This window comes from Aureimonas fodinaquatilis (assembly GCF_008369445.1).
Taxonomy (GTDB): Bacteria; Pseudomonadota; Alphaproteobacteria; order Rhizobiales; family Rhizobiaceae; genus Aureimonas; species Aureimonas fodinaquatilis.
The window spans coordinates 1038255-1057046 of the sequence record NZ_VTWH01000002.1 but is presented as its reverse complement, the minus strand read 5'-3'; the positions used below and the strand labels follow the sequence as shown (position 1 = coordinate 1057046).

Here is an 18792-nt window from a genome sequence, read left to right as displayed (position 1 = left end):
GGTTCATAACTTTGCAAGTGCGGCTTGTTGAATCACCTGCATCAGACCATCTGTCGTCTGTCCCGCGTTTTGCAGAGTTGCAACCTCTTCCATGGTCGCGAAAAATGCCTCTGTCGCATCATCTCCAGCAACTGGCTCCGCGCTGGCCGCACCACAAAACACCGCAATAACAAAATGCCGCCCGGGGCTGATAACCTCGTGGTGGCACAGAAATGTCAGGTGAACCTCGGTCAGACCTGTTTCCTCAGCTATCTCGCGCCCCACCGCTTGCAGCAAGGTTTCACCCGGTTCCACCCTGCCGCCGGGAAGGCTGTATTTTCCGGCAGCGGGTGCGTTTGCGCGGCGGACCAGCAGCACCTTGTCGCCCATTAAAATACAGGCAGAAACACACAGAACGGGCGCGTCTGACATTGCGTTGATAACTCCTCCATTGCGCTGGCCGTGACTTGACGCAACAGCCGCGCCGTCCGAAACACTGATATATGTGTGGACGTTTTACCCTGACTCATTCCAGCATTGAACTCGCCAGACTCTTCGAGATTGAGCATCTGGACGATTTTCCGCCGCGGTACAATATTGCGCCGGGGCAGCCGATTCAAATCATCATTGGCGGGTCTGATGACAGACCGGATGCTCATTGTGCCGGACGCCACGGAATGTTGGTGCGCTGGGGGCTGATTCCCGGTTGGTGCAAGGATTTGTCCGGGCTGCCATTGCTGTTCAACGCCCGATGTGAAACCGCTGCAACGCGCAACTCTTTTAAGGCTGCGATGCACTATCGCCGGTGCCTGGTGCCGGCCAGCGGGTTCTATGAATGGCATAAGGGCTCAGACGGCCAATCCACCCCTTATTTCATCAAGCCTGCGGATGGAAAGCCTGTCGCCTTTGCCGGTGTCATGGAAAGCTGGTTGGGCGCAGATGGAAGTGAAATTGACACCGGAGCGATTCTAACCCGGCCGGCTTCGGGCGATTTGAGAAAAATCCACCCCAGAGCGCCGGTGCCATTGCGTGGAGATGATGTAGACAGATGGTTGAACTGCCGGGAATTTCGCCCGTCAGATGTCGAAGATGTTTTTCAGCGACCAGACAGCGGGATGTTCGAGTGCGTGCCAGTGTCAGATCTGGTCAACTCTGTCGCCAATATGTCGCCAGAGGTTCAACGCCCGGTCGCAAGACCGCAGAAGTCTCAAACACACCAGACGTCATTTGATTTTGACTAGGCTGGTTGTCCGGGGCGCATTTGCCCCGCCACTTCATGCTTGGATGCCGCTGGGATCAATCCATGCTCTCGGCACTGTGCTTGGAAGCCTGCCCGCGCAGTTGCGGCAGGTTGCGGGTCACTTTCTGACCGGCAGCAGCCACGGCGGCAATGCCAATACCGCGATACTTCTTCAGCAAATCAACTTCCTGCTGGCGGTCGCGCTGGGAACGGAATGGCGTGTGTTGGGTCTTGTTCATGCGGTCAATTCCATGTGCAGAATTTAAGTTCGAGGGGCAACATCGCAGCAGAATACGTCCACTTAACGGCAAATCGCTTTAAAATAGTATGAATTACACCTAACAAATAGTAAAAGTAGTGAAACAATACGTGATCGCAAGGCTTTTCGCAGGTGCAGCAAAGCAACGCGATACAATATTAATTCGATTTAAATTTGCGCAGGTTTCTTTGCGAATTGTTTGTATTTGCCGCCAAATGCGGCTAGCAAACGCCTTGTCCAATGGAGATAAGGCGTGATGGAAGACGGATACAAGGGTCTCAGACTGACAAACACACTGACGCGCACAAAAGAAGAGTTTCGCCCGCTGGACTGGGCGGATGCGAGCCTTTCTGCGAATGACAAGCGGGTCAGAATGTATGTCTGTGGACCGACCGTCTATGACAACGCGCATATCGGCAACGCCCGCCCGGTGATTGTGTTTGACGTGCTGTTTCGTGTGTTGCGCCATCTCTATGGCCAGAACCACGTGACCTACGCCCGCAACATCACCGACGTTGATGACAAGATCAACGCCCGCGCGGCGAGGGATTTTCCAGCGCTTGCTTTAAATGCGGCTATTGCCCAGGTTACGGCTGCAACCACGCAGCAGTTTCACAAAGATGTTGCGGCATTGGGCAATTTGCCACCCACGGTCGAGCCGCGGGCCACAGATCATATCGAGGCCATGAAGGCGATGATCGAGGTGCTGGTCGAAAAGGGCCACGCCTATGTTGCTGACGGCAATGTTCTGTTTCACACGCCATCCATGGCCGAATATGGCCAGCTTTCACGTCGCTCGCTGGATGATATGATTGCGGGCGCACGTGTGGAGGTTGCCAGTTACAAGAAAGACCCGACGGATTTTGTGCTGTGGAAGCCTTCAACGGCCGGCGAACCAGGTTGGCCATCTCCAGCCGGCATTGAAGGTGTGGGGCGTCCCGGCTGGCACATTGAGTGTTCTGCCATGAGTGAAAAGCATCTTGGTGCCGAGTTTGATATTCACGGTGGCGGATTGGACCTGATCTTCCCACATCATGAAAATGAAATTGCCCAGTCCTGCTGTGCCCATGGCACAATCCGCATGGCGCAAATCTGGCTGCACAATGGCTTTCTGCAAGTTGAAGGCCGCAAAATGTCAAAGTCGGAGGGCAATTTCATCACCATTCACGATTTGCTGGAAACCAGCAATGTCGGTGGGCGAAGCTGGCCGGGAGAGGTGGTGAGGCTGGCAATGCTGAAGACGCACTACCGCGAGCCGCTGGATTTCACAGTAGCCAGACTTGAGGAGGCGGCACGCGAGCTGGATCGGTGGGAACGTCTGGCCCGGGCCGGAGAGTCAGGCCTGAACGTAGCAACCCCTGATCCGATATTTGTGGAAGCGCTCAAGGACGATTTGTCCCTGTCGCAAGCCATTGCCCGAATTCATGAACTGTTCGATCTTGGTCAGGTTGGTGAAGCCATGGCCAGTCTGCAATTGATTGGCATTGATGCCATTCGCACCCAGACAATCAGCGAAGAGCATCTTGCGCGAATAGAGGAAAGGCTCAATCTACTAAAAGTGAAGGATTTTGCTGGTGCTGATGTCATTCGTGATGAGCTGGCGGTGCAGGGTATTCAGTTGAAGGACGGCAAAGACCCGGTCACGGGTGAGCGTATAACCAATTGGGAAATTCGCAGATGAAGGACAGGGCGGCGGTGCTTTATCCGGCAATTGAGCCCTACAATGCCGGGCTGCTGGATGTCGGCGGAGGCCACAGTCTCTACTGGGAACTGTGTGGCAATCCGAACGGCATTCCGGTGGTATTTCTGCATGGGGGTCCGGGCAGTGGGTCTGGCCCGGTGCATCGCCGTCTGTTCGATCCCGAACTGTATCGTATTTTGCTTTTTGATCAGCGCGGTTGCGGGCGCTCTCTGCCGCTTGGGCAGTTGGAGGGCAACACCACACAAGATCTCGTTGCGGATATAGAGCGGCTTCGTCAGTTCACGCAAACAGAGCGTTGGCTGGTTTTTGGCGGCTCGTGGGGCGCTACCCTGGCGCTCGCCTACGCGCAGGCGCATCCGGCCCATGTCAGCGGGTTGATTTTGCGCGGCGTCTTTACCGGCCGGCAGCAAGAGCTGGACTGGTTCTACAAGGAGGGCGCAAGCCGGATATTCCCGCACGAGTGGGAGCATTTTCTGGCGCCACTGACGCCATTAGAGCAGCTGGATCCGGTAACGTCCTATCGAACATTGCTCACTCATCCGGACCGGTCTATCCGTGCGGCTGCGGCGCGTGCATGGACGGATTGGGAGGCGCGCACGGTGTCCATGCGCCATAGTCCACCTGTGGTTCACCAAGGCGTCGCCAGAGATGCAACCATCGCTTTTGCCCGCATCGAAAACCATTTCTTCTTTCACAAATTGTGGCTTCGCGAGGCTCAGTTGCTGGAAGATGCGGGCAAACTTGCCGGCATTCCGGGCATCATAGTGCAGGGGCGTTATGACGTGGTCACCCCGCCGGTTACGGCTTGGGAGTTGCATAAGGCATGGCCGGGTTCCAGGCTGAAAATTGTCGAGGATGCAGGGCATGCATTTTCGGAACCGGGAACGCTGGAAAGTCTTGTGGAAGCCACAAACGAGTTCTCAGCCGATCTGCGCCAATCAGGAGCGCTCTCTCATGACGCTTGATAACCGACCCTTTTACACCGGTGGGTGCCAATGCGGTGCGGTTCGTTTTCGCATTGAGGGTGCACTGGGCAAGGCGTCGATTTGCCATTGCCGCATGTGTCAAAAGGCATTCGGGAATTTTTTTGCGCCTCTGGTCAGTGTGGAGCCAGCAAATGTGCAATGGACCAAAGCTGAGCCTGCCAGATTTCAATCCTCCAATCATGTGAAGCGGGGCTTCTGCCCGCAATGCGGCACACCGCTGACATATGAGCCAGCGAACGAGATCGCTCTGGCAATCGCAGCTTTTGATGATCCTTCTGCGATTGCGCCGGAAATTCAATACGGGATGGAGGGCAGGCTTCCCTACACGGATAGTCTTGCCCAACTGCCGCAGCGCACAACCGTGGAAGATGTCCAGGACGTGGAATGGTTGGCCGATATTGTTTCTTTCCAGCATCCGGATCATGAGAAGTAGCAGGCGGTATGGCGAGCCTGTCATGGCAGGACGCTATACTGCATTCATAAGCCAATTTGATCCGCGCCATCACCACAAAGAAATATTCGTGGCGCACAGATATCTATAGGGTCGCGGCAGCAAGAGCGCTCTGCGACTTGGCGATGATACAAAAAGCATATTGAAACAGCCCGTCTGGTTATGGTGTTTCAGGACAAGTGAGTTTGAAATGGCTGCCCATGGCGCTGAATCCTCAAAGGGGCTTACTGCGGCGATTGGCGCATATTTGATCTGGGGCCTTGTGCTGCCGGTCTACCTGAAAGCCCTGTCCCATATTCCCGCGTTGGAGATTGTTGCCAATCGGGTCATCTGGGCAGTGCCGTTCGTGGCGGGGCTTTTGATCTGGTTTGGCCTGTTCAGCAATGTGCGTACATTTCTGACGCCCAGATATCTTGCCATGGCGTTGCTGACCGCAACCATCATCTCGGTAAACTGGAGCATCTATGTTTACGCCATCCTGGTGAACAAGGCGGTGGAGGCGGCGCTTGGCTATTACATCAACCCGCTTGTCAGCATTCTGCTGGGCGCGGTGTTTCTGGGAGAAAGGCCAACCCGTTTGCAGGGTGCAGCCATTGCGCTGGCCAGTGTCGGCGTCGTGGTCATGGCGGTTATGGCAGGCGGAGTGCCGATTATTTCGCTTGGTCTGGCGCTGACCTTTGGCTCTTATGGCCTTCTGCGAAAAATGATGCCCTTCGGAGCCGCCGAGGGATTTTTTCTGGAAACGCTGATTCTCATTCTTCCAGCGTGCACTTTACTGGTCTGGTACAAAAGCCATGGCGGACTGCATTTCGGCGATAACGTTCAGGATACGCTTCTGCTGATAGGGTCGGGTCCGGTAACCGCCATTCCGCTTATTCTGTTTGCCAGCGGCGCGCGGCAGTTGAAACTCTCAACCATCGGCATTCTGCAATATATGGTGCCAACCTTGCTCGTCCTCACCGCGGTGTTTGTGTTCGGCGAGCATTTTGGCTTCTGGCAGCTTATTGCCTTCTGCTTCATATGGACGGCACTGGCTCTGTATAGCTGGTCCATGTTTGATTCCCGCAAAACGACCAGGCTCGCAGTCGAAAACAATGATGGTTGATTGAGTTGCACCATCAAAAAAAGGCATTTCGCAGATGTTGCGAAATGCCTTGCGCTGAACCCATCATAAGAGTTCAAAGCTTTTCGATAATTTCTTCCCGACCATGCCGATTGCCATTCTCTGCTGCCTGCAGAATGGCTGGAATAATATCTTCCACCCGGTCAATGACCAGCGGCTGCACCTGATGAGCCGTGTGGATAAACCCTTCTTCGCGCATGTGGTCGAGAAGGGCAGCCAGCGGGTTCCAGAAGCCGTTGATATTGGCGATGACAATAGGCTTGCGGTGCCGGCCCAACTGCCCCCAGGTCATGATCTCGATCAGTTCTTCAAGCGTGCCAATGCCACCTGGCATGGCCACAAAGGCGTCCGAGCGCTCAAACATCTTGTGTTTGCGCTCATGCATATCGGCAGTGATGATCAACTCATCTAACCGTTTCAGTTCAGGCTCAGCGGCCTCCTTGTCGACAAGGAAGCGCGGAATAATGCCGGTGACCTGACCGCCGGCATGTATGACGCCCTCGGACACAGCGCCCATCACGCCACGTGTGCCCCCACCATAGACCAGCCGAATACCGGCTTGGCCCATTGCCGTGCCAAGTGCTTGTGCTGTTTGAAGATAGGACGCATCACGCCCGCCGGATGAGCCGCAATAAACGCAGATAGATTGAATCAATGTCATGGCTGCCAGTTCGTTGATCGCACCCATTAAAGTCAAGCGCACAATCAGCAATGGCGCTATCAAATTGGGTGCAGGATTGTCTGAGTGACGAATTGCCTCAGCTTCGGGCATCAATAGCGTCAGCAATCTCGTCTGTCATTTTCAAAATACGCAGAATAAGCGGCACCGCCAGAGCCAGGATGTTTCGCTCCAGCCCGCGCGCCTTCTGCGCCTCCCTGACCTCGCTGAATATAGCCGACAGAATTGGAATGAAGCGAATGGCCAGAGAGATTGCCAGACTGACCTTCGCCGGGTTCAGCATGAATTTCAGCGGTTGCAGCGCCCAATCCAGCGTGTCCACCATGTCTGAAACGCGGGTTGTCAGCGTCACAAGACTGGCTGCCAGCAGCAAAGCGCACAGGCGCAAAACCACTGCCGCGGTGACGGAAGGGCCTGCCCAGTACAATTGAGTCAACCCTATCAACAGCATAACTGGCAACAGCGCACGCAGTTGAAGCCAAAGCACTCTGCCGGGCAGGCGTGCGGCAAAATAAAGTGCAATGACCAGCAGCAGCGCCGCCAGCATGGCCAATGGCTGCGTGGTCAGGAAAAGCAGCGGAGCTGAAACAACCAGCAGAAACAACTTCCAGCCTGCGCCAAGCCGGTGCACCATGCTGGTGCCGGGATAATAAAGCCCGTGGGTCATGCGGATAATTGACGGTAGAAGTTGACCACCTCGGCCGGTTCGCCATCAGCAACAATCCTGCCATCGGCAAAACAAACCACCCGGTCAAAACTGTCCAGCAGCGGCAGATCGTGCGTCAGCATAACAACCTTTGCGCTCACTTCATCCAGTGCTTGCATCAGCCGTCTGGTGTTGGGCAGATCCAACAGCGTCGTCGGCTCATCCAGCACCAGAAGCGCCGGCTCCAGAACCAGAATTCCGGCAAGCGCAACCAATTGTCGCTCTCCGCCGGAAAGTTCGTGTATCAACCTTTCTTCAAAGCCGGCCAAGCCGCGTTCGGCCAGTGCCTTTGTCACCCTGGCTGCGCATTCACTTTTGCTCATGCCGCGGTTTTTCAGGCCGAATGCCAGATCTTCCGCCACTGTGGGATAAACAATCTGATTGTCCGGGTTCTGAAACAGAAATCCCACCTGGCGACGAACGGTTTTGCCTTCCTGCCGCGTGTCAAAGCTGTTGACGCGCACTGCACCCTGCGTGGGCAAAAGAAGTCCATTGAGCAAGCGGGCAAAACTGCTTTTGCCCGAGCCATTTGCGCCGATAATGCCCACCCTTCTTTCTTCAATCCGGCAGGTCAGGTCCGTCAGAACCCTTCTGCCGGACCGATCGAGAGAGACATCGTCGAGCTCGATCAACGACTTGCAATCGCACTTTGGCGGATCAGAGGATAAGCGCGTTTGACCATGATGATAATGGCCGCTGCGAGCCCGGCCTTGATCAGATCACCCGGAATGAAAATCAGCGCGGATGTTGCAAATGCCGGAGCCAGATCCATTCCAGACATTACGGCGTACCACGGCACACCAATGCCATAGACCACGCCGATGCCACCTGCCACGGCAATTGCAAAGGCAATTGGGAAGTTCAACCTGTTCCACAGCCGCTCTGTCAGCCAGCCAATGAAGATGGCAGAGGCAAACCAGCCGTAAATGAAGCCGGACCATGGGCCAACAAGGGTGCCGATTCCGCCACGGCCGCCAGAAAGCAGCGGCAGGCCAATTGCCACGAGGACGAGGAACAACAGCATGGAAAGGCCACCACGGCGCGCACCCAGAATACCGCCCATCAACATTGGCCCCATTGACTGAGCGGTGATGGGAATAGCAATGGCTGGCAGCATCAGCGGCGGAAATATTCCGAGCACTGCCATAAGAGCTGCAAAAAGCGCGATTTGAACGATGTTGCGGGTGGACATGCTTTTTCCCATGCTGACGTTTTTCTGGCAGTTAACGCCATATTTCCTATAGATCAATGCCAATTGCTCTGGCCTGTTTAACCGTCATCGAGCAATTGCGCTGCGGCGTTAATGATCAGTGGTTAGTTAAGCTGTACGACGCAAAATGGTTTTTCCGGACGGTGTAATATGCTCAATTGGCCGGAATGTTAGGCATAGGCAGGGCCGGAGATAGAATGGCTTATTATCTGGGTTTGGATTTGGGGACTTCCTCGTTAAAGGCATTGCTGATTGATGAAAACCAGCACCCGCTGGCCACCGCCCATGCCGAGTTGAAAGTGCAGCGCCCGCATTTTGGCTGGTCCGAGCAGGACCCTGATGACTGGATTGCAGCCGCACGTTCGGCCATTGCCGAGTTGAGAAAAGAACACAGCACCCTGCTGCAAAATGTTCGGGGCATTGGTCTTTCCGGCCAGATGCACGGCGCGACACTGATTGACGCTGATGGAACTGCGCTGCGCCCCTGCATTTTGTGGAACGACACGCGCAGCCACAAGCAGGCAGCTTTGCTTGATGATGATGAAGCCCGCAGAATTACTGGCAATATTGTGTTTCCAGGATTCACAGCGCCGAAACTTCTCTGGCTGGCGGAGCATGAGCCGGAAACGCTGGCGAAAATGGATAAGGTTCTTCTGCCTAAGGATTATCTGAGATTTTGGCTGACAGGCGAGGCGGTGTCCGAAATGTCCGACGCCGCCGGAACAGCCTGGCTGGACACAGGGGCGCGGGCCTGGTCTGCCCGTATGCTGGAGCGCACGGGACTGAATGAAGGTCATATGCCGCGACTGGTTGAAGGCACGCAGGCCAGCGGCTACCTGCGCAAGGCGCTTGCGGAGGAGCTTGGTCTGCCTGCTGGCATTGTTGTCGCAGGTGGGGCAGGGGACAACGCCGCATCAGCCTGTGGCGTGGGCGTGGTCGCGCCTGGAAATGGATTCATTTCCCTGGGCACTTCCGGCGTGCTGTTCACGGCAACGGATGGCTATTCCCCGGCACCGGAGACAGCTGTGCACACGTTCTGCCACGCCTTGCCCGGTCGCTGGCACAAAATGGGCGTCACTCTTTCAGCCGCCGGATCGCTGGAATGGCTTTCTTCGGTTACGGGCACAAAGCCCGCAGAATTGACGGCGGAACTGCCACAGGACCCTCAGGGACCAAGCCGGGTGCTGTTCCTGCCGTATCTCGCAGGTGAGAGAACTCCGCACAATGACGCCGCAGTTCGTGGTGCGCTGATTGGCCTTGCGGCGGAAACCAGCAAAGCCGACCTGACGCGTGCGGTGATGGAAGGGGTGGCCTTTTCCATCCGTGACTGCGCGGAAGCAGGAGGCGGTATTGCTGCGTTGAACAGCTTGATCGCCGTCGGGGCAGGATCACGCTCGGCGCTGTGGCTGCAAATTCTCGCAGATGTGTTGCAGACAACAATCATGCTGCCGGCAGCCGGAGATTTTGGCGCGGCCTTTGGCGCGGCCAGATTGGCAATGTGCGCGGCGGAAGGTACCGACACTACGCAGCTGATGGCCGCACCGCCTATTGCCAGAACCTTTGAGCCGGATGCACACAGGGCGAAAGAGTTTGACGCAGCCTATCAGCGGTACACAGCGGCGTATCTGCCAATCCGCGAGCTCAGCCTCTGACAGGTTTGTCTCCGTAAAATCAAAAAACCAGATCGACCAGGCGGGCTTGCGGGTGCGGTTGTCTGGTCTATGGCGCACGGCCAATTGTCTGCGCGCGAGCAGGCAAAATTGCTGGAAGCGGTACCGGTTGAGGTGGTGGGTCATGGCCCGCAGGCACCATCCATTGCGATTGCCCGAATGGCCATGACTTGCGGCGGCAGTGTCAACAACGCCATGGCCTCCGCCATCAATGTGCTGGATGATGTGCATGGCGGCGCGGGGCAAGGCGCACTGGTTGTCTATTGCCAGATTTCCGAACGCATGGAACAGGGTGAACCGCTTGATACGGCAACCGATTCTGTGCTGCGGCCGATGCTGGATGCAAGGCAGATCATGACGGGGTTCGGACATCGCTTTCATCCGATTGACCCACGCACGCCGCGGCTGATTGAACTGGCAACCGTTGCGCGCACGCATGGGCAGATCACCGGGGGGGTTCTCGATATTGCCGTTTCGGTGGAAAGCTGGCTGGCTGTCGCAAAGGGCAAGCACCTGCCGATGAACATCGATGGTATCACCGCCGCAATTTATGGCGAGCTTGGATTTGATCCGACAATGGCCCGCGGACTGTTCATCATCTCGTGTTCCACTGCATTCTCTCACATGCTGATCAGCAGTCGCAGATGGGCGGCCGGATCAAAGGCCCGCCCTAGCCCTCGCTGGGATATCGCTATACGGAAGAGCCGCAATTCGCGGTGCCTGAACAGCATTGATTGCCCGCAAAAACAGCTTCGGAACTCAGCGAGCGACGCCGGTCAGCAAGTGTTTGCTGAAATGCCCTAACCCGAGCCATCCGGTGCCATTGAGCCACTATAAACAGGGACTTCATACTGTGCTCAAGGGCAGGTGCTTTGAAGTGCTTAGTGTCATCGCCTCGACATGAATCCCGACGCTTCTACACTTAACTTTCTGCGGGCTTTCAGGGGCTCTGCAACGAATATGGCTTTACCAGCCAGCACCAGTGCGATCCTTTGGTGTCCAGTGCCAGTGCCAGTGCCAGTGCCAGTGCCAGTGCCAGTGCCAGTGCCAGTGCCAGTGCCACTACCGGCCCCGCGCACAAACGAAAGCCCCGGAAGTGGTTGAAGCACTTCCGGGGCCTGATTTACTGGGACGTGCAGAAACACTGACCTCTCCCAGTCCATCGCCTACCCGGCAATGAACTGGTTGAAGCACGGTGTATTACTGTGCAGCAGCGGTCTCAACGTAGTCGTATTTGCCGTTCTTCCACTCGTAAACAACATAACCTGGCAGGGTAACGTCGCCCTTGTCGTCGAAGCTCAGCTCGCCGATAACGGTTGGGAAGGTGCCTGCGTCGAGGGCTTCAACAACTGCATCGTAGTCTGTCGTGCCGGCTGCCTTAACTGCATCTGCCCAAGCCTGAATTGCAGCATAGGTGTACAGTGCATAGCCTTCGGCCGAGTTGCCCGCAGCTTCGATTGCCTTCACAACTGGCTCAGCAATCGGGTTCTTGCGTGGATCCGGCGAGAAGGTCATGAGCGTGCCTTCACCAGCATCGCCGGTAATCGCCCAGTACTCATCCGTCACAATCGCATCGCCAGACATGATCACGGCATCAACGCCCTGTTCCTTCATTTGACGGGCAATCAGACCAGCTTCTGTGTGATAGCCGCCAATGTACACGAGGCCGATATTGGCCTGCTTCAGCTTGGAAACAAGCGCAGTGTAGTCCTTTTCACCGGCGCTGTAGGCTTCAACAACGGTTGGCTCTTTGCCCGCAGCCTTCAGAGCGGCAGCGGTTTCAGCTGCCAGACCCTTGCCGTAAGCGGACTTGTCGTCAAGAATCGCGACATTCACATCGCCAAAATTTTCGGCAATGTAAGCACCGGCAACTTCACCCTGCTGATCGTCACGACCGCAGACGCGGTAGATGCCTTCAGCGGGGCGCTTGTCGGTGAAGTCAGGATTGGTCGATGCCGGCGAGATCATCAGAATGCCTTCTTCGGCATAGACCTGGCTGGCTGGAATGGAGGAACCCGAGCAGAAGTGACCTGCAACGAATACCGCGTTCTCGGAAGCGTACTGATTGGCCACAGCTACGGCCTGCTTAGGATCGCAGGCGTCGTCACCAACCGAAAGAACAAGCTGTTCGCCATTAACGCCGCCAGCAGCGTTGATGTCTTTGATCGCCTGTTCAGCACCTGCACGCAGCTGCGAACCGAAAGTGGCATACTGGCCAGTCATTGGGCCTGCAACGCCGATGGTGATGTCAGCCAGAGCTGCACCGCCAAGTACGAGGTTGAGGGCTACACCAGCCAAAAGTACTTTCTTCATGATGACCTTCCCGTTTTGTTAACAAATGACACTTGCGACGTTCTCCCATAAATTTTATCGCAAGGCATATGTTTTGATTAAAATTTATTCTTGGTTTTGCAAGTAAAAAATACCGGCTTCGTTAATTTAATCTTCCGGTAATTCTTACCATTAATTTTATGCTTGACTTCTTAAGAATCGATACTGACGAGCGTTTTGTTCCGCTCTTGTCCGCCACCGACCAAATGCCGCCAGCACAAACAGGACGACGTAATCAATTGCTGCATAGTGCAGCGCCGTTCCCACCGTGTCGAGTGGCAGGAAAAAGGTTCCGTCGAAGAGACTGAAGTGAATGAAACGTACAGCTATAGTTAGCAACAGAACATAGAAAGCGACAAGCCCCCATCCGTTCCAGGTCAAAGCTGTTGAACGCCCGATCATGTAGGCCATGCCACCGCCGATAACGACGGTGACAAGGATGAACTCAAACAGGGAAACTTCCCACAGAAATGTCATTTCCGGCTGCATCAGTGCCTCCCGCCTTCAAGATAGGCGCTGCGGATTTCCTCTCGCGCCAGCAATTCACGGCCGGTGCCGGACATGGTGATTGAACCGTTGACCATCACATAGCCTCGATGTGCCAGCCGCAAGGCGTGAAAAGCGTTCTGTTCGACAAGAAACACTGTCAGGCCTTCCGTCCGGTTCAACTCCCGGATCGCCTCAAAAATCTGCTTCACAATCAGCGGGGCCAGGCCGAGTGATGGTTCGTCCAGCAGCAGAAGCTTCGGTCGGCTCATCAATGCGCGGGCAATGGCCAGCATCTGCTGCTCACCACCTGAAAGTGTGCCTGCACGCTGCTCCGCACGCTCTTTCAAGCGCGGGAACAAAGTGAACATCCGCTCAAGATCCTCGGCAAAGTGCTTCGGACCGATCAGCGTCGTTCCCATTTGCAGATTTTCCATCACCGTCATGCGGCCGAAAATCCGGCGGCCTTCGGGTGACTGGGCGATCTGCCGCTTCATGATATCATGAGTTGGCAGTCGGGTGATCTCTTCACCACGATACGTGATCGAGCCATTGCGCGCTTGCGGGCTGCCACAAATCGTCATCATCAATGTTGATTTGCCGGCACCATTGGCACCAATGAGCGTGACGATCTCGCCGTCAAACACATCCATATCGACACCGCGAAGTGCCTGGATCTTGCCATAGAAGGTTTCAACACCCCTGACCGACAGCAGCGGTGACTGCGTCGTGGCGGCAGTTGCGAGGGTAGGGTTCGTAGCGTTCATCGGGAAGCTCCCTTATCAACAGCAGCTTCCTTGATTGCGGCATCAATGTTGCCCTGCTCAAGATGCTCTCCCACCGCCTCGACCTCTTCATCATCCACGCCAAGATAGGCGGCGATAACGCTTGGGTCATTGCGCACGGTTTCCGGCGTTCCGTCAGAGATTTTCTTGCCGTAATCCAGAACAACAATGTGGTCGGAAATTTCCATCACCACGCCCATGTCATGCTCGATCAGCAGAATGGAAACGCCGTCCTGATCACGAATGGAGCGCAGAAGCTCGTTCAGTTCAGCAGATTCCCGCGGGTTAAGGCCAGCGGCAGGTTCGTCCAGACACAGGAGTTCCGGATGCGTGCACATGGCCCGGGCAATTTCCAGACGACGCTGATCGCCATAAGACAAATCAGCGGCAGGATCATCAGCACGGTCCAGAAGGTCTGTGCGGCGCAGCCAGTCAACCGCCAGATCCTGGGCCTTTTCCTTGGCCCGGCGATAGGATGGCAGGCCGATCAAGCCACCAAAGGTGAAGCCGGAAGCGAGCATCAGCTTGTTATGCTGTGCAACCAGCAAATTCTCGAACACGGTCATGCCGCCAAACAGGCGGATGTTCTGGAATGTGCGAGCCACACCGGCAGTGTGGGTGATGCGGAAGTCCGACATGCGTTCCAGAAGGAACAACTCACCACCGTCGGCCTTGAGGCTTTGCCGGCCACTTTTGGTCAGTTCGCCCAAGGCTGCATCTGAAATGCCCCGTCCACGACGAAGTGTGATGCGGCCTTCAGTTGGTTTGTAAAATCCGGTTACGCAGTTGAAAACCGTGGTCTTTCCTGCGCCGTTCGGGCCGATCAGGGCGGTGATATCACCGCGCCCGACCTGAAAGGAAAGATCATTGATTGCCATCAACCCGCCGAAGCGCATCGTCAGATGCTCGACGGTCAGAACAGGATCGCTGGTCCAGCGGTAGGTATCCGCCATATTCACCTGACTATTTGTGTTCGCCATGGTCAGTGTCCCTCACCTTGGGCCACCATGTCGGCGCCAATCTTCTTCTTTTCTTTGTAAACAGCAGAAGGTGTGCGGGATGAGATGAGTCCTCTCGGCTTCCAGACCATGATGGCCACCATTGCCAGACCAAAGATCAACATGCGGTATTCAGTTGGATCGAAATTGCTGCCGAACACTGCCTGAAGAACCGTCAGATTGCGCAGGAGCTCAATGCCGCCGATCATCACGACAGAGGCGATAACCACGCCAATCTGTGAACCCAGACCACCCAGAACCACGATTGCCAGAATGATGGCAGATTCAAGGAAGGTGAAGCTTTCCGGAGAGATGAAGCCCTGACGAGTGGCAAAGAACGAGCCGGCGAACCCGCCAAACATCGCGCCTGTGGCAAATGCCGATAGCTTGACGTTTGTGGTGTTGATGCCGAGTGCCCGGCATGCAATCTCATCTTCACGCAAGGCTTCCCACGCACGACCAATTGGCATTTTGCGAAGCCGCATGGTGATGAAGTTGGTGAACAGAGCCAGCACCAGGATGATGTAGTAAAGGTAGATGAAACGGTGCAGGGTTGATGGCTCAAGGCCGAAGAAGTCTGCAAACGAACCTTCACCACGGCCAAAGTCCAGCCCGAAGAATGTTGGGCGAGGGATGCCAAGCAAGCCGTTTGGACCACCTGTGAAATCGCCCCAGTTCAACAGAACGACGCGAATGATTTCACCAAAGGCCAGAGTCACAATGGCCAGATAGTCACCGCGCAGGCGCAGCACCGGGAAGCCAAGCATAACGCCCCAGAGTGCGGCAAACAGACCAGCCATTGGCAGGCAGACCCAGAAGCCCAACTGGAAATTGTTGGCCAGAAGCGCGAAGGAATAGGCGCCAACGGCATAGAAGGCGACATAGCCAAGGTCCAGGAGGCCAGCAAGTCCAACGACGATGTTCAGGCCCCAGCCCAGCATGACATAGGTCAGGATCAGGATGGCCAGATCGATCATGTATCTGTCACGCCCCGGCAGAATGCTGCCGATGACGAAGGGAAACACGAAGGCAAACGCCAGAAGAGCATACCCCAGGTATTTGCCCAGTTTGGAATCGTTTTTGCCAGCAGCCCTTCTGGTGCCGAAGCGTTCTGAAAGCGGAGTTTCGACCTGAAACACAAAGATGCTCAGCAGAAAGCGAACAACAAAGGCAAGGCCAATCGCCCAGAACCACAGTTCCCAGCGATAGGAGAGAACAAGGCCGCCGGGCGCAATGTCTGTGCGCAGCAGAAGAAAGAACAGACCGAGACCGGCAACAACAGCAGCGGTCAGGATCGATTCTTTCAGCGCCTTGGCAAACTTGTTTCTGGCGGGCGGGCTTTTGACGAAAGGTGGTTCGCCGCGCATCGCGTCAGCAAGACGCTCCTGCTCGATTTCCGCACCTTCCGCAGTGATGTTTGTCGGGTTCAGAGTGGACATATCAGACCTTCTCTACGGCTGGGCGACCAAGAAGGCCGGAAGGCAGGAAGATCAGCACAATGGCCAGAATGGAGAAGGCGGCCACATCCTTGTACTCAACCGAGAAATAACCGGACCAGAATGTCTCGATCAATCCGATCAGCAATCCACCCAGCATCGCACCGGGAAGTGAGCCGATGCCGCCCAGAACAGCGGCGGTGAATGCCTTAACGCCAGCCAGGAAGCCGATGTAAAAGTCGATAACGCCGTAGTAGAGGAGGTACATAAGGCCGGCCACGGATGCCAGAGAAGCGCCCATGATGAATGTGAGCGAGATCGTACGATCAACGTTGACGCCGAGCAGGGAAGCCATTTTGGCATCCTGTTCGCACGCACGCTGCTGGCGGCCCAGGGAAGTGCGAGCGATAACCAGTGAAAACACTGTCATCAGAACCAGCGTCAGCACGATGATGACGATCTGCATGTAAGAGATCTGTACGCCACCAAACAGCTGGATATTGCCCTGAATTTGCGGTGGCAGCGGCTTGACGCGAGCGCCCTGCGTAACTTGCACGAAATTCTGCAGGAAGATGGACATGCCGATGGCGGTGATAAGCGGTGCAAGGCGGAATGAGCCGCGAAGAGGGCGATAGGCTATCCGCTCGATTGTCCAGCCCCATAGCGCGGTGAAGCCCATAGCCACCAGCAGAATGATGAGAAGGATGAGAGGCAGGAATGCCAGGCCGAATGAAATAAGAACAAGAAATGTCGTTAGAGCAATAAACGCGCCGATCATGAAAACTTCGCCATGTGCGAAATTGATCATCCCGATGATGCCGTAGACCATCGTATAACCAATGGCGATCAGCCCGTAGATCGACCCCAGGGTGACCCCGTTGATGAGCTGTTGAAAAAAGTAATCCATGTTGTTGTTGTGTCTCCCCTCTCACCGAAAGCGCGCCTCACCCACGCTTCAGGTCAATTCGCCTCTTTATGAAGCATGATCGAAACTGCAGCATTTTTTATAGCTTCGATCAACTCAATTAAACCTGCTTCCTATATCATTTTAAGGATTCTTCAAGCGACAAAGAGGCGCGAAAATAAGAGTGTTAGACTCCGGTTTTTCATCATACATTAACCCGGACGCTTTCAAATTTTCTGGAACTGTTCTAATAACGGCTCTGCCAGCCTTTCAAAGGCAAGCCTCGGAGGTTTCTATGCGGCTTACTCGCCAGACGAACTACGCAGTACGCATGCTGATGTATTGTGCCGCCAATGGCGACAGACTCAGCAGGGTGGGTGAAATTGCCGCAGCCTATTCGGTCTCCGAGCTTTTCCTGTTCAAGATTCTGCAGCCATTGGTTGAAGCCGGGTTTGTTGAGACGATCCGTGGTCGAAACGGGGGAATCAGGCTGGCGCGTTCAGCGTCGGACATAACTCTGCGGCAGGTGGTGCTTGTCACCGAGGAAAGCTTTTCCTTGGCCGAATGTTTCGAAACAGGTGTCATCGATTGCCCGCTGGTCGATAGTTGCGCGTTGAATTCTGCCTTGAGGGAGGCGTTGAACGTGTTCCTGAACTCTCTGGACAAGCACACAATCGAGTCGCTGGTTGGTGACAAGGGCGCAATTCGCCACCGGCTGGGAATTCATCTGGACGCTGCTCCGGGGCGGCAGGTTGTTGCCGGCTGAGGCGGTTTTGCCGCGCAGATTCCGGCCTGTGCGGCTCCTCACAGTAAAATGAATAGGGAGTGATTAAGCCGAAAGGATAGTGGCGTAGCTATCCAGTCGGTGAATTGGTGCGCTTCCTGTCTTCGATCTGAAATGCGATTGTTACCCGGCGTCGGGCAGCGTTCTGCGACCCGATTTTTCGGAGACCGCAAGATCGTGAGTACCTGCCGCATACTGGGAGTGGCAATTGCCAATGAGACCATGGAGGCTGCGCAAAACTATATTGCTGCGCAGATCCAGGAGGGCGGTGCGAGCTCGATATATTTTGTCAACGCTCACACTCTGAATTTTGCCAGCTCCGACCCAGCATACCGAACCGTTCTTTCGCGTGCCCATCGAATTTATGGCGATGGCACCGGAGTGCGGTGGGCTGCGCGTTTTCGTGGCGTAAACCTGCTTGATAACGTGAACGGAACTGACCTGATCCCGCTGATTCTGGCCTCCGGCAAGAACTTGCGTTGTTTTCTGGTTGGCAGCACGCCAGCGCGAATTGAAACCATTTCGAACCGTGTCAGCGAACTGTTCCCGAACACTCAGGTGGTCGGCGCCCATCATGGTTACCTGGACGACACCATGAGCCAGACGGTGGTCGATGCCATCAATGCTTCAGGTGCCAACCTTGTGCTGGTTGGCATGGGCAATCCGTTGCAGGAGCGGTGGATTGACCAATACGGATCGTCGGTGCCCGGTGCTCTGATGATCGGTGTCGGTGGTTTGTTTGAATATTGGAGCGGGGCTCTTGACCGGGCACCTCTCTGGATGCGCCGCATGGGTATTGAGTGGGTGCATCTCATGTTACGGCAGCCCTGGAAGGCGCGCCGATATCTTATTGGAAATCCAATCTATATTTTCAGAGCTATCCGTTACGCACGCGCTGACAGGAAAGCTTTTTTCGAGCTTGAGGAGAATGTGCAATGTCGGGACAAAGTATTGCATCAAGTCGATGGTTTGCCAAAAAAGCTGCCAGAATGGTCTTCGGCGGAGGGGGAAGCGTCGCTGGACGGGTTTTTCGATCATCAGAACCCCAGATCCGCGTCCTGAC

The 18792-nt window shown here is 55.4% G+C and carries 22 protein-coding genes; 9 read left to right on the top strand and 13 right to left on the bottom strand.

Annotated features, from left to right (window positions below; all coding sequences use genetic code 11):
- Positions 1 to 3: 3 nt before the first annotated feature.
- A complete protein-coding gene (locus tag FPY71_RS11265; protein WP_149300332.1) occupies positions 4 to 411 on the bottom strand; it encodes an NUDIX hydrolase in 408 nt (135 codons plus the stop codon).
- Between the two features lie 71 nt (positions 412 to 482).
- On the opposite strand from FPY71_RS11265, the gene FPY71_RS11260 reads away from it, so the two are divergent.
- Positions 483 to 1220, top strand: a complete 738-nt coding sequence (locus FPY71_RS11260; RefSeq protein WP_149300331.1) for an SOS response-associated peptidase — start codon at positions 483 to 485, stop codon at positions 1218 to 1220.
- A 55-nt stretch (positions 1221 to 1275) separates the two neighbouring features.
- On the opposite strand, the gene FPY71_RS11255 is transcribed toward FPY71_RS11260, so the two are convergent.
- On the bottom strand, positions 1276 to 1458 hold the full coding sequence (locus FPY71_RS11255) for a hypothetical protein (protein ID WP_149300330.1): 183 nt from the start codon (positions 1456 to 1458) through the stop codon (positions 1276 to 1278).
- Between the two features lie 276 nt (positions 1459 to 1734).
- On the opposite strand from FPY71_RS11255, the gene cysS reads away from it, so the two are divergent.
- The 4 genes from cysS to rarD all read left to right on the top strand — a co-directional run bounded on the left by cysS (position 1735) and on the right by rarD (position 5722).
- Complete coding sequence (cysS, locus tag FPY71_RS11250) at positions 1735 to 3159, top strand: cysteine--tRNA ligase (RefSeq protein ID WP_149300329.1); 1425 nt, start codon at positions 1735 to 1737, stop codon at positions 3157 to 3159.
- Positions 3156 to 4145 carry a prolyl aminopeptidase gene (pip, locus tag FPY71_RS11245; RefSeq protein WP_149300328.1) on the top strand — a complete coding sequence of 330 codons (990 nt, stop codon included), beginning with the start codon at positions 3156 to 3158 and terminating at the stop codon, positions 4143 to 4145. Before cysS ends, pip begins: the two co-directional genes overlap by 4 nt.
- The gene (locus tag FPY71_RS11240; RefSeq protein ID WP_149300327.1) at positions 4135 to 4599 is read left to right on the top strand and encodes a GFA family protein; all 465 of its coding nucleotides are present in this window, start codon (positions 4135 to 4137) and stop codon (positions 4597 to 4599) included. The genes pip and FPY71_RS11240 overlap by 11 nt, the downstream gene beginning before the upstream one ends.
- A gap of 208 nt (positions 4600 to 4807) precedes the next feature.
- Complete coding sequence (gene rarD, locus FPY71_RS11235; RefSeq protein ID WP_149300326.1) at positions 4808 to 5722, top strand: EamA family transporter RarD; 915 nt, start codon at positions 4808 to 4810, stop codon at positions 5720 to 5722.
- Between the two features lie 73 nt (positions 5723 to 5795).
- On the opposite strand, the gene FPY71_RS11230 is transcribed toward rarD, so the two are convergent.
- The 4 genes from FPY71_RS11230 to FPY71_RS11215 form a co-directional block, all read right to left on the bottom strand.
- Complete coding sequence (locus FPY71_RS11230) at positions 5796 to 6401, bottom strand: LOG family protein (RefSeq protein WP_149300586.1); 606 nt, start codon at positions 6399 to 6401, stop codon at positions 5796 to 5798.
- A gap of 97 nt (positions 6402 to 6498) precedes the next feature.
- Positions 6499 to 7086, bottom strand: a complete 588-nt coding sequence (locus tag FPY71_RS11225) for an energy-coupling factor transporter transmembrane component T family protein (RefSeq protein WP_149300325.1) — start codon at positions 7084 to 7086, stop codon at positions 6499 to 6501.
- A complete protein-coding gene (locus FPY71_RS11220; RefSeq protein ID WP_149300324.1) occupies positions 7083 to 7757 on the bottom strand; it encodes an energy-coupling factor ABC transporter ATP-binding protein in 675 nt (224 codons plus the stop codon). The genes FPY71_RS11225 and FPY71_RS11220 overlap by 4 nt, the downstream gene beginning before the upstream one ends.
- Positions 7754 to 8317, bottom strand: a complete 564-nt coding sequence (locus tag FPY71_RS11215; protein WP_149300323.1) for a biotin transporter BioY — start codon at positions 8315 to 8317, stop codon at positions 7754 to 7756. The genes FPY71_RS11220 and FPY71_RS11215 overlap by 4 nt, the downstream gene beginning before the upstream one ends.
- 215 nt (positions 8318 to 8532) lie before the next feature.
- Between FPY71_RS11215 and xylB the strand changes: the two genes are divergently transcribed.
- Together xylB and FPY71_RS11205 are read left to right on the top strand one after the other, a co-directional pair.
- The gene (gene xylB, locus FPY71_RS11210) at positions 8533 to 9987 is read left to right on the top strand and encodes a xylulokinase (RefSeq protein ID WP_149300322.1); all 1455 of its coding nucleotides are present in this window, start codon (positions 8533 to 8535) and stop codon (positions 9985 to 9987) included.
- Between the two features lie 18 nt (positions 9988 to 10005).
- On the top strand, positions 10006 to 10809 hold the full coding sequence (locus tag FPY71_RS11205; protein ID WP_281287499.1) for a citrate/2-methylcitrate synthase: 804 nt from the start codon (positions 10006 to 10008) through the stop codon (positions 10807 to 10809).
- A gap of 136 nt (positions 10810 to 10945) precedes the next feature.
- On the opposite strand, the gene FPY71_RS18760 is transcribed toward FPY71_RS11205, so the two are convergent.
- From FPY71_RS18760 to FPY71_RS11170, 7 genes are all read right to left on the bottom strand, one after another.
- Entirely contained in the window at positions 10946 to 11068 is a 123-nt protein-coding gene (locus tag FPY71_RS18760; protein WP_281287495.1) for a hypothetical protein, read from the bottom strand.
- 137 nt (positions 11069 to 11205) lie between these two features.
- Positions 11206 to 12318 (bottom strand): branched-chain amino acid ABC transporter substrate-binding protein, encoded by a 1113-nt coding sequence (locus FPY71_RS11195; RefSeq protein WP_149300320.1) that lies wholly within the window; start codon positions 12316 to 12318, stop codon positions 11206 to 11208.
- A gap of 156 nt (positions 12319 to 12474) precedes the next feature.
- Positions 12475 to 12825, bottom strand: a complete 351-nt coding sequence (locus tag FPY71_RS11190) for a DUF6867 family protein (protein WP_149300319.1) — start codon at positions 12823 to 12825, stop codon at positions 12475 to 12477.
- A complete protein-coding gene (locus FPY71_RS11185) occupies positions 12825 to 13589 on the bottom strand; it encodes an ABC transporter ATP-binding protein (protein WP_149300318.1) in 765 nt (254 codons plus the stop codon). The genes FPY71_RS11190 and FPY71_RS11185 overlap by 1 nt, the downstream gene beginning before the upstream one ends.
- Positions 13586 to 14587: an ABC transporter ATP-binding protein gene (locus FPY71_RS11180; protein WP_281287494.1), complete on the bottom strand. Its 1002-nt coding sequence runs from the start codon at positions 14585 to 14587 to the stop codon at positions 13586 to 13588. The genes FPY71_RS11185 and FPY71_RS11180 overlap by 4 nt, the downstream gene beginning before the upstream one ends.
- Positions 14588 to 14589: 2 nt before the next feature.
- Positions 14590 to 16044 carry a high-affinity branched-chain amino acid ABC transporter permease LivM gene (gene livM, locus FPY71_RS11175; RefSeq protein WP_149300317.1) on the bottom strand — a complete coding sequence of 485 codons (1455 nt, stop codon included), beginning with the start codon at positions 16042 to 16044 and terminating at the stop codon, positions 14590 to 14592.
- Position 16045: 1 nt separating this feature from the next.
- On the bottom strand, positions 16046 to 16948 hold the full coding sequence (locus FPY71_RS11170; protein WP_149300316.1) for an ABC transporter permease subunit: 903 nt from the start codon (positions 16946 to 16948) through the stop codon (positions 16046 to 16048).
- Positions 16949 to 17240: 292 nt separating this feature from the next.
- Here FPY71_RS11170 and rirA point away from each other — a divergent pair, with 292 nt between their 5' ends.
- On the top strand, positions 17241 to 17711 hold the full coding sequence (gene rirA / locus FPY71_RS11165; protein ID WP_149300315.1) for an iron-responsive transcriptional regulator RirA: 471 nt from the start codon (positions 17241 to 17243) through the stop codon (positions 17709 to 17711).
- Positions 17712 to 17906: 195 nt separating this feature from the next.
- Positions 17907 to 18791 carry a WecB/TagA/CpsF family glycosyltransferase gene (locus FPY71_RS11160; RefSeq protein WP_188052308.1) on the top strand — a complete coding sequence of 295 codons (885 nt, stop codon included), beginning with the start codon at positions 17907 to 17909 and terminating at the stop codon, positions 18789 to 18791.
- Position 18792 lies beyond the last annotated feature (1 nt).